Origin of the sequence: Bacillus sp. FSL M7-1020, assembly GCF_038050415.1 — a bacterium.
Lineage (GTDB): Bacteria > Bacillota > Bacilli > Bacillales > Bacillaceae_G > Bacillus_A > Bacillus_A toyonensis.
The window spans coordinates 4,494,033-4,507,682 of the sequence record NZ_JBBOTW010000001.1; the positions used below are offsets into that span (position 1 = coordinate 4,494,033).

The window sequence follows — 13,650 nt, forward strand, 5'->3', positions numbered from 1 at the left end:
TGTAATAACCTCCTCCACCGGAACGGACAGAATATTCTTTCTTTTTTATATATTATACTATATTTTTAATATGAAAAAAGCAGAAACAGCTCTTAGCCGTTTCTGCTTTTTCTATTATATATTAAAAGAACTTTAATTTACCTTTTTTAAGAACTAATAAAGGTCCACCTAATAAGAATAGGTAACGGTTATCAATTACTTTCTTCATGAAGGAAGCTTTCCAACCTGTTAACTTTTTACCCATAACAACGCCCATTGCATCGTCATGACCTAAAGAACATACAGATCCTTTATTGTCGAATGCGAATTTTTTCATTTCGCCCTTACCACGAACTAACACAGTTAAGTTATGTGCAATGTTGTAACCTTGTTGTATTGCAATTTGTGCTGTTGGTGGGTATGGACGGTTAATTTCTTCGTTAATGATTAACGCTGCATCACCAACCATGAATACATCTTCGTATCCTGGAGCGTGCATGTACTCATCGACTTTTACACGTCCGCGCATTGCTTCAAAGCCAGACTCTTCCACAATACCGTTACCACGAACACCTGCAGCCCAAACTACTGTTTCAGACTTAATTAATTCAGTGTCATCGCCATTCGCAACGATAATACCTTCTTCAGTTGCTTCTTTAATTGCTGTACCGATGCGGAATTCTACACCTTTTTTCTCAAGTTGTTTTACAGCGTATTCTACTAACGCTGGATCGAAACCTGGAAGTGCTGTTGGAGCAGCTTCTACACAGATGATACGTGCTTTTTCACGTGGTACATTGTACTCTTTGCAAAGTTCAGGAACACGGTTTGCAAGCTCACCTACGTACTCGATACCAGTAAATCCAGCACCACCAACAACGATTGTTACTAACTCATCGCGTTGTTCAGTTGCATATTTAGCGAAACTAGCTTCCATATGCTCACGAATTTCACGAGTTGCATTAATGTTAGCGATTGAGAATGCATGCTCTTTTAATCCTGTAATTCCGAATGTTTCTGATTCGAAACCAAGACCAATTACTAAGTAGTCATACTCTAACTCGCCGTCTTTTAAGATAATGCGTTTTTCAGCAGCTTTAATTTCTACTACTGTATCTTGTACAAAGTTCACTTTATTTGTATCGATAACGTCTTGAATATCTAGACAGATTTTTTCATCTTGTAATGTACCAGCTGCACTCTCATGTAACCAAGTCGCTTGGTAGTGATAGCTGTTGTTGTTTACTAACGTAATTTCAGCTTCATTTACAGATAATGCTTTTTGCAGACGAACAGTCGTAATCATCCCGCCATAACCTGCACCTAAAACTACGATTTTTGGAGTCTTCACCAAATCACAACCCTTTTCTTTATATAATAGTAATGAAAAATAATACCAAGTACTAAAAACTCTATTTGTCAAGAATGTGGAATTTATCACATTCTATATCGTAACAAAACGCAGTCAAAAAATCGTACGAATTTTGTCATAGAAATTTAACATAATACTTCCCTATATTAGTCGGTTTTATTCCATAATTCAAGCACCTAGCGAATTATCAATATTTTAAAATAACATAGCGTTTACAAGGGTTTTTCAGCCTTTTTTTCATGTATTTTCCTTTCTGTATATTTTATACAATGTAAAAAACATCTATGCGGAAACTTACTTATAATTCAGTCGTTTTCAGAAGTATTATGAACTGAAATATGCTATCATTTATTTGAAAGTATCATCATTTGCAGGATTTTCATGTACATATGAACAATATATGAAATCAATATCAAAATTCCATCTATAGGGGGAATGAAAGTGGCAGAAAATCAAAAAGTTTACGACATAACAATTATTGGTGGTGGTCCAACTGGACTTTTCACAGCATTTTATGGCGGTATGAGACAAGCAAGTGTAAAAATCATTGAAAGCTTACCTCAACTTGGAGGACAATTATCCGCACTCTACCCTGAAAAATACATTTATGATGTAGCTGGATTCCCAAAAGTGCGTGCACAAGAGTTAGTTGATAACTTAAAAGAGCAAATGAAGAAATTTGATCCAACAGTTTGCTTAGAAGAAGCTGTTGATACGCTTGAGAAACAAGCTGACGGTATATTTAAACTTGTTACGAATAAACAAACTCACTATTCTAAATCAGTCATTATTACTGCTGGTAATGGTGCTTTCCAGCCACGCCGCTTAGAATTAGAGGGGACCGCAAAATACGAAAAGAAAAACTTACATTATTTCGTTGATGATATGAATAAATTTGCTGGCAAGCGTGTTGTTGTATTTGGCGGCGGCGACTCAGCCGTAGACTGGACGATGATGTTAGAACCGATTGCTGACAAAGTTACAATCGTTCATCGCCGTGATAAATTCCGTGCACATGAGCATAGCGTCGAAAGCTTAATGAATTCTCGTGCAGAAGTAAGCACACCGTACGTTCCAGTTGAACTTATTGGTGATGATAAAATTGAACAAGTCGTTCTTCAACACGTAAAAACAGAAGAAAAACTTATCATCGATGTTGATGACGTAATTGTAAACTACGGCTTCGTTTCTTCTCTTGGCCCAATTAAAAACTGGGGCTTAGATATACAAAAAAATAGCATTCTTGTGAATTCAAAAATGGAAACAAATATTCCTGGCATTTACGCTGCTGGTGACATTTGTACATATGAAGGAAAAGTAAAACTTATCGCTTGTGGATTTGGTGAAGCACCGACAGCAGTAAACAATGCAAAAGCTTACTTCGATCCAAACGCAAAACTTCAACCAATGCATAGCTCCAGTATGTTTTAATATAGAACTACGAAGAACCCTTTTCACATATGAAAGGGTTTCTTTTATATCTCCTCAAAAAAGTAACACTTTCTAAAAAGCTCTACTTTTCCCCAAAAACATGTTACAATAAAACAGAACAAACGTTCTTATTTAAAAGGAGGAATTTTCATGATTAACGAACCCATTATCGTAAAAAAAGAAGCTTTCCAAGCAATCGGTGTTTCTCTTACAACGACAAATGAAAAAGAGGCGTCTACTGAAGGAAAAATCCCAGGGCTTTGGAACAAATACTTCCAAGAACAAATGATGCATCACATCCCAAATCAACAAACAAAGGAAACGTTCGCTTTCTATTCAAACTACGAATCAGATGAAACTGGTACATATAAATTTACAATCGCTATGCCCGTTTCTTCATTAAAAGACGTTCCTGAAAATATGACAACTTTAACAATACCTGCCGCTACATATGCGGTATTTACATCGAGAAAAGGCCCAGTTTCTGAAGTCGTGTGCGAAGCTTGGGAATACATTTGGCAATGGTCGAAAGAAAACAAACGTGCTTTTACAACAGATTTCGAACTGTATGATGAAAAAGCGGTAGACCCAAATAATGTGCAAGTAGATATTTATATCGCATTAGCTTAAAGAAGATACTCTTTGGTATCTTCTTTTTTTGTCGTTAAATAGCTACTGGGCAAATTCATTATTATTGTCTACAATGAGAAAGTGCAGTATAGAAATATTAGAAACTGTATAAAGTGAAACTATACTCAGTGGGGGTTTTGTTCATCCCCCACTGAGTATTAGCCTTCACCAATCGGACGTTTACGGGCAGTTGGTCTCCCACCTAACTTCTTTGCTCGAACCGAATTTTGAGGTGGGATTTTTACTGCCCGTTAACGCAGGATAAAACGATTGTTAATAGGTTTTTTAGTTTAAATTTGTCACATAGAAAGGAAGCAATATGGAGGAACTACAACAAAATAAAACTGCTTTAGAAGGAAGCGGAAAACCGTTATTAAAAAATACGAATTTCCTTTTTCTTTGGGCAGCTACTCTTTTTTCAAGCTTTGCTTTAGCCTTTTTTACTTTTTCACAAACGTGGTACATAGCAAAAACATTAAACCTTGAGGCTTCACTCGGTGTTGTTTTCGTAGCTCTTAGTGTTCCAAGGCTTATTTTTATGATTATCGGTGGCGCTGTAGCTGATAAATTCCCGAAAAAAAATATTATGTTTTACTCCAATATTATTCGAGCGATTCTTGTCGCAACCATTCTCACATGGTTCATCGTCGGTGATGTAACACTATATACATTTGCTTTATTCGCTTTATTCTTTGGACTTGCTGATGCCTTTTTCTGGTCCGCAGATGGATCTATTCTGCCCGAACTTGTAGAAAAAAGCCGCTTAACGCAGGCAAATTCACTTACACAAATGACGAATCAAGCGTCGGTCATCTTGGGCCCTGTACTTGGTGGAATTCTCATCAAATTTACGAACTATGAAACAATCTTTTCGATTACGATTTTACTACTGATCGTTGCGGCCATACTCGTCCAAAAAATACAATTTACGATGTCAGAGCAAAAAGATACCGACAAAGGCATGTTTACTTCTATTAAAGAAGGAATCTTATATGTAAAGGAATCACCATTCCTTTCAACTTTCCTTATTTGTAGCGCCTTTCTAAACTTATTTTTAATCGGTCCGATGCAAGTCGGTTTCCCGCTCTTCGTTAAAAATGTCCTGCACGGTGATTCACTTCAGTTCAGTTACTTAGAAGCTGCTGTTGGTGGTGGAATGGCGATAGGCGCTGTCATTGTTGGTTTAAAGAATATTAATCGTAGACGCGGCCTATTTTGCATTATCATGATGCTACTGTCTGGTATATTCTTCTTATCCATTAACTTTAGTACGGTACTTTGGCAGGCATTATTAGCTGGCATGTTTTACGGTATTACAATCGCAATGGCGATCGTTCCACTTATGGCAATGATTCAAGCAACTGTAAAAGAAGAGATGATGGGGCGTGTAATGAGTTTACTTATGCTATCATCAATGGGCTTTATCCCACTCTCTTATGCATTCACATCCATTGCACTTGCAATAGGAATTCCAATCGTAACCGTTATGAAAAGCGGTGCAATCGCCGTTATCGTCTTCGTACTATTTGTAGCGATTCGTGTTCCAGTTGTAAGGAAATTCGATTAACAAGCAAGAGTCATGTATTATAAGCATGGCTCTTTTTTAAACGGATCAAATAGATGTAGTCCCTTTCTCCTCCTTAATACTGCTCCCCACTCTAATCCAACCTCAAAAAATAAATCTCGCACTGTACTGTAAAAAAGTGCCCCAATATCTTTACGAATTTCCCCATATTTATGTGCCCTCACAACACTTTTCACGCGCCAAATGAAATTTCCGTTCACTTCTTCATCAGCTAATATTTGCTCTAATAAAACACCTTGCTCTAGTAAGCCACTCTTTTTATACGCAAGTTCCACCTTACTCCAAAATATATTAATCTTCTTCGGATTACTTGTCATCGGCACCAGTGCGTATATAAAAGACTTCGGTATATCGTGACGGCAATACGTTTCATCAAGCTCATACGTTATTTTTCTTTTCTCTTTTATTTGTGGAATGTTTTTAAAAAGAATTGTTTCCCCCTCATATTTTTGCTCATTTTTACTACAGCCAGCTGCATAATCCTCACTTTCACATGCGGACATTTTCATACGGTCATCCATGCGGTCAATTGCAGATATAAGAAAAATATATAAGTTCGCACTATACCCGCCGCGCTTATGTCTTTCTTTTGTCGCAACACGCTTTATAATTCCTAGTTCCTCTAACTTTGCAATGGAGCGGCGTACTGTACGAATACTCTTTCCAACATTCGTCGCAATCGTCTCCATTAACGGACAAGCAACTCCTACTGTTTTCTGTTTCTCATTCACCGCATACTTTCCTAAAAAATGAATAATGGTAGCATCCGTTTTATTTAATTGAAATCGATAATATTTCAAAACTTGTTTTTGATATATATTAAACTCCTCTTTACTTTGAAATTCACTATATGGTTTCATTAAATTATATAAGCTTCCCATTCTTATCACCTCATTTATAAGTAAGAAGCAGGAAGAGAAATTGGCGTGATAGTTAATATTTCTTTATTGGAGATGAAAATATGATTGTAATTAGCGCTTGTTTAGGTGGTATCGCTTGTCGTTATGATGGGAATGACAATCTCGTTTCAAAAATAGAGGAACTTTTGCACAAAGAAGATACAGTCCTCATTTGTCCTGAAGTATTAGGAGGACTACCGACGCCTCGTCCTTCCGCTGAAATTATTGGTGGGAATGGCGATGACGTTTTGGACGGAAAAGCGAAAGTGATGACAAAAGATGGAGAAGATGTCACAGAAGCTTTCGTAAATGGTGCTTATAAAGCATTAGAACAACTTAAAGACTTACACCCAGAATATATTATTTTAAAAGAACGTAGTCCATCTTGTGGTAGTTCTACAATTTACACTGGAGAATTTAACGGGAATAAACAAACCGGTTACGGGGTAACAACTGCTTTATTCAAAAGACATGGATTTACAGTCATTTCAGAAGAGGATTTTGAGAATATAAAAAGGAATTGACCCTGTTCGTCAATTCCTTTTTTCTTTCTTATTTTGCACCTAATTTTTCTTTAACTTTCGCTGGAAGCTCGTCTTTTTTCACTTCTTCCCAAGCTGTTACACCTTTTTTATCTGAATTGTATACGCGTAAGAATGCTTCTTTGCGAAGATTTTTTGGAGCTGTGAATTCCAATTCTTTTTCTTCTCCACCTTTATCGAATCCTTTTAATTTATACTCGAAATATTTATGTGGCTCTCCGTTATCAAACTTCTCATTTTTTTCAATTCCATCAGCTGTAACTTGAACATAATACTCATCTTTTCCTAAACGATTAATATCACAACCAACTAACAGACTTGCAAATACAACTAAAATACTAAAAAGTGCAATGTATCTTTTCATTTCCTTCACCTCAAATGTTTTTTCTTATATTCTTATCTTAAAGCTCAGGCTTTAAAGAAGAAATTCAAAAACATGACATGAACATTACACTTTTGTAAGATAATAATTATTTCTTCACTTTAGAAATAGTCATTCCAACACCAATTGGAACGAGGACAGATTCTACCTTCGAATCAGTTGCTACTACTTCATCAAACTTCTTCATACACATCAGCCAACTTCTATTATGCAAAAGACAAAAATCGTAAGAAAATAGATAAAAAATAATAATTCCTTACTCAACCAACTAGCGATTTCGTTTTCAATATGTGAAAAGGGATTTGTAAACGATGAATTGAATATATATTTATTATTTTCTAACTTTTGGCTGAAAGTTTTTTTATTACATAAATTTCATTATTTCCTAATTTAAAGTTTTCGAGGGGAGAAATAATATGAATCCTATTTTATTAGATGTTCCGTTACAAATAGAAACAGACAAACTCATTCTTCGAGCACCACTGCAAGCAGGTGAAGGGAATGTAGTACATAAAGCTATTAAAGATTCAATTCATGAATTAAAGCAATGGTTGTCTTTATTCCAGTCCATTCCTACTGTTGAAGAAACGGAAATTCTCCTTAGAAATGCACATATAAATTTTTTGAAAAGAGAAAGCTTTCGCTATCTTATCTATCATAAGGAGACGAATAATTTTATCGGAACTGCTAGCCTTCACGCGATTGATTGGAAGGTTTCTAAATGTGAAATTGGATACTGGATTAACACCCAATTTAGTGGCAATGGATATATGACAGAAACAGTAAGTGCGTTAATAAACCTTGGATTTCAGTTATTCAAATTTAGAAGGATTGAAATACGATGTGAACGTAATAACACAAAAAGTCGTGCGATTCCTGAAAAACTAGGCTTTGAGCTTGAAGGGATATTACGTAATGAAGATGTTTCAGCTGACGGCAAACAACTAACTGATACCTGCATCTATGCAAAGATAAATTAGATTAAGACTTTAAAACTCGTTGCACAACATATCTTGAGGCTGATTTCTAAATTTAGAAGGTGGCTTTTTGATTTTTCACGACAAAAGAAAAGACCTCCTTAACGATTGTATTCCATCGCTAAAAAGGTCTTTCTCTATTTCTGCCAAAAACTTAGCACTCTTCTGGCTTACCAGCATTCGTCGCTGTACGGAAAGATGATCCACATCCGCATGATGCGATTGCGTTTGGATTATCAATTGTGAATCCGCCGCCAAGCATCGATTGTTTATAATCAACTTTTACTCCTTTAACAATTGGAGCACTTTCTTTATCGATAACAAATTCAACACCGAAAAATTCAAGAACTGTGTCGTCTTCTTTTGGTTCTACTTCAAATCCTAAGCCGTAAGAAAGACCACTACATCCGCCGCCATGTACAGCAAGGCGCACGTACTTCTCTCCATCTTCAGCATCTTTTAACATATCTTTAATTTGAAAAGCTGCTTGTTCTGTTACTTCAATCATGAAATACACCATCCTTTCTGTTCTCATTCTATTATACATCTTTACGCTTCTATCTTGTACTCATACACTCCGCGGCAAATTACTTCCGCAGGTCCTTTCATTAACACATTTCCTTCTTCTGTCCATGCAATCATTAAATCGCCGCCAGCTAAATGAACTGTAATCTCTTTACCACGTTCCAGCTTTCCATTTAAAATAGCAGCTACAACTGCAGCACATGCTCCTGTCCCACAAGCTTGTGTTACACCAGATCCACGTTCCCAAACACGGAAGTTCATCTCGTCATCATTCAAAATTTCGATAAATTCAACATTTACTCGCTCTGGGAACATTTCATGTGTCTCAAGGACTGGTCCAAGTGTTGTAAGTGGCGCTTTTTCTACATCATCAACAAAAATAACCGCATGCGGATTCCCCATTGAAACAGCTGTAAATGCATAACGATGATTATTGTATAAGAAGTTTTCACGAACAAACGGTGTTTCACTTTCACCAAGCATCGGGATTTCTCCACGTGTTAAACGCGGTGCTCCCATATCGATTTTTGCTAATGTTACTACACCATCTTCTACCGTTACTTCAGCCGTTACAATTCCGGCTAACGTTTCAATTGCGAAAACTGTTTCTTCTACTAGTTTATGCTCATACGCATATTTCGCTACGCAGCGTAAACCGTTGCCGCAGCTCTTCCCTTCTGAACCATCGTTATTAAACATGCGCATTTTCACCGGAGCTACGTCAGAAGGACAAATTAAAATCATTCCATCTGCCCCAATACCAGTATTAATATTTGAAACTTTTTCCGCCACAAGAGCTAAATCTTCTTCAAGAATTTGTTCCTCAAACATATTTACATATATATAACTATTGCCAAGACCATGCATTTTTGTAAAAGAAAATTGGCTCATTTGTATTCACTCCAAAAATAATTTGTTATTTTAAGTATAGAATGCATGCTTTTAGAACACAATATGAATGTCCCCCGTTTCTCATATTTGACAACATTTGGCGATGAGCCATTCTTGCACAAATTGTGTAGGAAAAAAGCCCTTCTAAAAGGGCCTTTTTTTATTTATATTCCGTATTATCCTACCCTGCGAAATAATATTTTATCTAATGGAAAAAGGTGTTGCCCATTCACAACACCTTAAAACATTGGATTTTCATCCAAATACTCATATACATTATTAACAAGCTCTTCTACTGTCAATCCTTGTACTACTTCACCATTCACAAGGGCAAATGGACCTTCAAAACAAATACCACAATATCCTAAACATCCATACTCCATTACATCTAAATTCGGATCTTTTTCTAATTTCTCTAAAGCTGCTTGTGAACCACTCGCGAGGTTACCTACACAAAATTCAATTAACGGTTTAATCAAAATTCTCCCCCCTGTACTACAAAACAAATTACCTTCTGACTTCATCTATAAGAAGAAAACTAAGCTGTTTCTTGTTGTTGTCATTACACTTACTAAACTATTCAATTCCTTCACTGTTTCACTTCAAAGCAAATATTCTTTTCTATATAAATATATTCACAACACTGCTTTTCGGCCTTCATAATGAAATAGTAACTAGAAAAGGAAAACAGTTTACTTTACTTTTCTTCTTATTGTACAACAGAGTATTCATTCATGCATTGTTATTTGTTCACAAATTCGATATAATTTGATTGAGTAAAGTCGAAATATTTTATTAATATAAAATTTTAGGATTAGGGGACATTTCAACAGAAAAGGGGTAATCCATCATGAAACACCTCGTAATACTAGGTGGTGGCTACGGTGGAATGAGAATTCTGCAACGGCTACTTCCAAGCAACCAACTTCCAGATGATGTACAGGTGACATTAATCGACAAAGTACCATACCATTGTTTCAAAACTGAATATTATGCATTAGTAGCGGGTACAATTTCAGAAACGCATATTCGCATACCGTTTCCTGAGCACCCACGCCTCAATATTCAATACGGCACAATAACAAATATTGATCTCGAAGAAAAAGCTGTTCATCTTGATGGCGGTGAAGCAATCCAATATGATGATTTAATTATCGGACTTGGCTGTGAAGATAAATATCATAACGTTCCTGGGGCAAAGGAATATACACACAGTCTACAATCAATTGAACAAACACGTAAGACATATGAACAATTAAATGGCCTAGAACCGAATGCTACAGTTGCTGTCGTTGGTGCTGGCTTAAGTGGCGTTGAAGTAGCAAGTGAACTTCGTGAGAGCCGTTCTGATTTAAAAATCTATTTATTTGATAGAAAAGATAGAATTTTATTCCCATATCCAGAGAAATTAAGTAGATATGTAGAAGAATGGTTTATAAAACATAACGTTACCATTATACGAAACTCTAACATTACCAAAGTCGAACCAAATATTGTGTACAACCACGATGAACCTCTTGCATGTGATGCAATCGTCTGGACAGCTGGTATTCAAGCAAATGAAGTTGTTCGAAACCTTCCGGTTGAACAAGATGGTAGCGGACGGGTTGTTTTAACAAAATATCACAATATTCCAAATGACGAGCACGTTTACGTTGTAGGAGATTGTGCAGCACTTCCACACGCACCATCTGCTCAACTTGCTGAAGGTCAAGGAGAACAAATTGTCCAAATATTATTAAAACGTTGGAATAATGAACCACTTCCTGATGAATTACCTGTTATTAAATTAAAAGGTGTTCTCGGTTCCCTCGGCAAAAAACACGGATTTGGTTTACTAGCAAACCAACCATTAATGGGACGTGTACCGAGATTATTAAAATCCGGTCTTCTTTGGATGTATAAATATCATAACGGTTAATACTTTACGAGCTGTCTACTATGTAGGCAGCCTCTTTTCATCAGTTGAAAAAATTTTTTTCATAAACAGAAATTATCAGAAATATTTTTCTCAATATTTATTCACAAAATTTTCTATTTTTATATTAAAAACTATTGATGAAAAGTGTATGCTATTTGTAAGTTGTTTTTATTATTTCCTTTAAGACCGAATTCATTCGGTCTTATTTTTTATGTGATAAATACTTTTATAGGAGGCATTACATTTCACTTATGAACTTGACGAAACTACACGATCGAATAGAAGCGAAGAAGAAAGAATTGATCTATCTCGTTGAAATGTACGGATTCACTCATGATAAAGTAATTTCTTTCAGTCAAGAATTAGATTGTTTACTTAACTTATTAATAAAACTCAAGACGAAGAAAAAACGTTGCTCTTTATAACCTTATTTTTCTATTTCTCTCTCTTTTTTGATACGATATAACTAGAATCAGAAAGGAGCAATTTATGTTTATATTAAAAAACGTTACATATAAAGATATACTACACATTCCTTATTTACAGATTCAAAAAGAGACAATCACTTGTATTATCGGTGAAAGTGGGAGCGGAAAGAGTACATTACTTCGCATGTTAAATGATTTACAATCTCCAACATCCGGTACAATCGAATATAACGGAAAACCAATTTCTGATTATCCCCCTATTCAATTACGCCGTGACGTAGTTATGCTCGGACAAACTCCACCTATTTTTGACGGAACAGTTAAAGACAATCTATTAATGGGACTTCGTCTTTCTGAAAAACCATCTCCAAGTGATGATACTTTGCAGAATGCATTAACGACTGTTAGCTTAAATAAGAATTTAGAAGACAACGCCGCTTCATTATCAGGCGGGGAAAAACAACGGCTTGCTTTTGCTCGCATCATACTTATGGATCCGCCTGTCTATTTATTAGACGAACCAACTTCGGCATTAGATAGTGATACAGAACGCCGCGTTATGAAGCAATTCACTATACTCGCAAGAGAAAAGAAAAAAACCGTTATCTTCATCACGCACTCGCAACAACTTCCAGAAGAAATTGCAGACGATATTATTGAAATTAGTAAAACAAACGGTGCAACTAGAAAGGGAGTGCTCTCAGTTGAAGGGCGTTATTGAACTCCAAATTTGGCAACTTGCTGCTGCCTATATTTTCATTCTTATTTTAATCGGACTTGTAAGATTAAAAGGGATACCTCGCGAGAAACAAATTGCGATCGCAACATTCCGTATGACCATTCAGCTCGTACTTGTTGCATATGTCCTTACATACATATTTGAAAACAGTAATCCATTTTATACAATTGCTCTCATTACTTCTATTACTACATTTGCTATTTTTAATATTTATAAACGAGTTAATATTCCGATGTCCAAAGAATTAAAACGTGTAGCCGCTCTTTCCATGGTTGCGGGATCAATCGGACCATTACTACTATTTATCTTTGTTATTATCGGGCATAATCCGTGGTATGCACCGCAATATATCGTTCCTATTGCCGGCATGTTAATCGGTAATGCTATGACCGGTATTTGCCTCGGGGCAAACACCTTTTTAAACAATATGAAATCTCAAAGAGATCATATTGAAGGTGCCCTTATGCTCGGCGCAACACCGAAAGAAGCAACTGCTCCCCTCATAAGGGACGCTTTTGATTCTGCTATTTTACCAACAATCAATTCCATGGTCGGTATGGGAATTATAAGCTTACCCGGTATGATGACCGGTCAAATATTATCCGGTGTATCACCGTTTACAGCAATTCAATATCAAATTGCTATCATACTCGGTATTTCAGGGAGTACTGCTTTCGCTGTCATTATCTTCTTACAGCTTGGATATAAAACATTCTTTAATAAGCGCTGTCAGTTGAAAGAAATTGACTATGATGCGAGGTGAATCGTGCGTAGTTCACGGCGAATGAAATTATATTAACGATTTTTTCAAGATATCTATCATAACTTACAATATATCAACGATTTTTCAAATATATCTATCATAACTCACAATATATCAACGATTTTGTACGAAATATCGATTTACCGACAAAAAGTGACATAATAAAAAGAGGAGGCGAATAGCCTCCTCTTTTTATTTGTCTTACGCCTTCTTAACGAACTGTGATTTTAACTTCATAGCTCCGAAACCGTCGATTTTACAATCAATATCATGATCCCCATCAACTAGACGAATACTCTTTACTTTCGTACCAATCTTCACAACTGAAGAAGTACCCTTTACTTTTAAATCTTTAATTACAGTAACAGCATCACCATCTTGAAGAACGTTTCCGTTTGCATCTTTTACAACTTTTGCACCATCATTATTTTCAGCTTCTGCTTCTTTGCCCCACTCATGAGCACATTCTGGACATACGAAAAGAACGCCATCCTCATACGTATATTCTGAATTACATTTTGGACAATTTGGTAAAGTAGCCATAAATTCATTTCCTCCGTTCATTATTTATACGTAAAAATCAAAT

17 protein-coding genes are annotated in these 13,650 nt (G+C 36.0%); 9 read left to right on the top strand and 8 right to left on the bottom strand.

All coding sequences use genetic code 11. The annotated features are described in order from the left end of the window. Positions 1-121: 121 nt before the first annotated feature. Positions 122-1,330, bottom strand: coding sequence for an NAD(P)/FAD-dependent oxidoreductase (locus MHB70_RS23190; RefSeq protein ID WP_000856608.1), 1,209 nt, complete (start codon positions 1,328-1,330; stop codon positions 122-124). Positions 1,331-1,792: 462 nt separating this feature from the next. Here MHB70_RS23190 and MHB70_RS23195 point away from each other — a divergent pair, with 462 nt between their 5' ends. From MHB70_RS23195 to MHB70_RS23205, 3 genes are all read left to right on the top strand, one after another. Further along, complete coding sequence (locus MHB70_RS23195; RefSeq protein WP_000829781.1) at positions 1,793-2,782, top strand: NAD(P)/FAD-dependent oxidoreductase; 990 nt, start codon at positions 1,793-1,795, stop codon at positions 2,780-2,782. Positions 2,783-2,932: 150 nt separating this feature from the next. Further along, complete coding sequence (locus MHB70_RS23200; RefSeq protein ID WP_000606662.1) at positions 2,933-3,412, top strand: GyrI-like domain-containing protein; 480 nt, start codon at positions 2,933-2,935, stop codon at positions 3,410-3,412. A 319-nt stretch (positions 3,413-3,731) separates the two neighbouring features. Continuing rightward, positions 3,732-4,979 carry an MFS transporter gene (locus MHB70_RS23205; protein ID WP_000391933.1) on the top strand — a complete coding sequence of 416 codons (1,248 nt, stop codon included), beginning with the start codon at positions 3,732-3,734 and terminating at the stop codon, positions 4,977-4,979. Between the two features lie 17 nt (positions 4,980-4,996). Here the strand turns inward: MHB70_RS23205 and MHB70_RS23210 are convergent, their stop codons facing one another. Then, positions 4,997-5,878: a helix-turn-helix domain-containing protein gene (locus MHB70_RS23210; RefSeq protein ID WP_000535233.1), complete on the bottom strand. Its 882-nt coding sequence runs from the start codon at positions 5,876-5,878 to the stop codon at positions 4,997-4,999. Between the two features lie 80 nt (positions 5,879-5,958). Between MHB70_RS23210 and MHB70_RS23215 the strand changes: the two genes are divergently transcribed. Continuing rightward, on the top strand, positions 5,959-6,420 hold the full coding sequence (locus tag MHB70_RS23215; RefSeq protein ID WP_000635478.1) for a DUF523 domain-containing protein: 462 nt from the start codon (positions 5,959-5,961) through the stop codon (positions 6,418-6,420). Between the two features lie 28 nt (positions 6,421-6,448). On the opposite strand, the gene MHB70_RS23220 is transcribed toward MHB70_RS23215, so the two are convergent. Further along, entirely contained in the window at positions 6,449-6,802 is a 354-nt protein-coding gene (locus tag MHB70_RS23220) for a YxeA family protein (RefSeq protein WP_000833123.1), read from the bottom strand. 106 nt (positions 6,803-6,908) lie between these two features. Continuing rightward, complete coding sequence (locus tag MHB70_RS23225) at positions 6,909-7,007, bottom strand: methyltransferase (protein WP_225893378.1); 99 nt, start codon at positions 7,005-7,007, stop codon at positions 6,909-6,911. A gap of 229 nt (positions 7,008-7,236) precedes the next feature. Here MHB70_RS23225 and MHB70_RS23230 point away from each other — a divergent pair, with 229 nt between their 5' ends. Continuing rightward, positions 7,237-7,800 (top strand): GNAT family N-acetyltransferase, encoded by a 564-nt coding sequence (locus MHB70_RS23230; RefSeq protein ID WP_001068187.1) that lies wholly within the window; start codon positions 7,237-7,239, stop codon positions 7,798-7,800. 151 nt (positions 7,801-7,951) lie between these two features. On the opposite strand, the gene MHB70_RS23235 is transcribed toward MHB70_RS23230, so the two are convergent. The 3 genes from MHB70_RS23235 to MHB70_RS23245 form a co-directional block, all read right to left on the bottom strand. Continuing rightward, positions 7,952-8,305, bottom strand: coding sequence for a HesB/IscA family protein (locus MHB70_RS23235; protein WP_000573824.1), 354 nt, complete (start codon positions 8,303-8,305; stop codon positions 7,952-7,954). Between the two features lie 41 nt (positions 8,306-8,346). Next, positions 8,347-9,213 carry a diaminopimelate epimerase gene (gene dapF / locus MHB70_RS23240; protein WP_061530572.1) on the bottom strand — a complete coding sequence of 289 codons (867 nt, stop codon included), beginning with the start codon at positions 9,211-9,213 and terminating at the stop codon, positions 8,347-8,349. Positions 9,214-9,452: 239 nt separating this feature from the next. Then, positions 9,453-9,692, bottom strand: a complete 240-nt coding sequence (locus MHB70_RS23245; RefSeq protein ID WP_061530573.1) for a YuzB family protein — start codon at positions 9,690-9,692, stop codon at positions 9,453-9,455. 371 nt (positions 9,693-10,063) lie between these two features. Between MHB70_RS23245 and MHB70_RS23250 the strand changes: the two genes are divergently transcribed. The 4 genes from MHB70_RS23250 (at position 10,064) to MHB70_RS23265 (ending at position 13,064) form a co-directional block, all read left to right on the top strand. Next, a complete protein-coding gene (locus MHB70_RS23250; RefSeq protein ID WP_000682063.1) occupies positions 10,064-11,134 on the top strand; it encodes an NAD(P)/FAD-dependent oxidoreductase in 1,071 nt (356 codons plus the stop codon). A 251-nt stretch (positions 11,135-11,385) separates the two neighbouring features. Then, positions 11,386-11,559, top strand: coding sequence for an aspartyl-phosphate phosphatase Spo0E family protein (locus MHB70_RS23255; protein ID WP_001054617.1), 174 nt, complete (start codon positions 11,386-11,388; stop codon positions 11,557-11,559). Between the two features lie 64 nt (positions 11,560-11,623). Beyond that, the gene (locus MHB70_RS23260) at positions 11,624-12,283 is read left to right on the top strand and encodes an ABC transporter ATP-binding protein (RefSeq protein ID WP_000470318.1); all 660 of its coding nucleotides are present in this window, start codon (positions 11,624-11,626) and stop codon (positions 12,281-12,283) included. After that, positions 12,267-13,064, top strand: a complete 798-nt coding sequence (locus tag MHB70_RS23265) for an ABC transporter permease (protein ID WP_000679276.1) — start codon at positions 12,267-12,269, stop codon at positions 13,062-13,064. The genes MHB70_RS23260 and MHB70_RS23265 overlap by 17 nt, the downstream gene beginning before the upstream one ends. A 201-nt stretch (positions 13,065-13,265) precedes the next feature. On the opposite strand, the gene phnA is transcribed toward MHB70_RS23265, so the two are convergent. Then, the gene (phnA, locus tag MHB70_RS23270; protein WP_000212733.1) at positions 13,266-13,607 is read right to left on the bottom strand and encodes an alkylphosphonate utilization operon protein PhnA; all 342 of its coding nucleotides are present in this window, start codon (positions 13,605-13,607) and stop codon (positions 13,266-13,268) included. Positions 13,608-13,650: the final 43 nt, after the last annotated feature.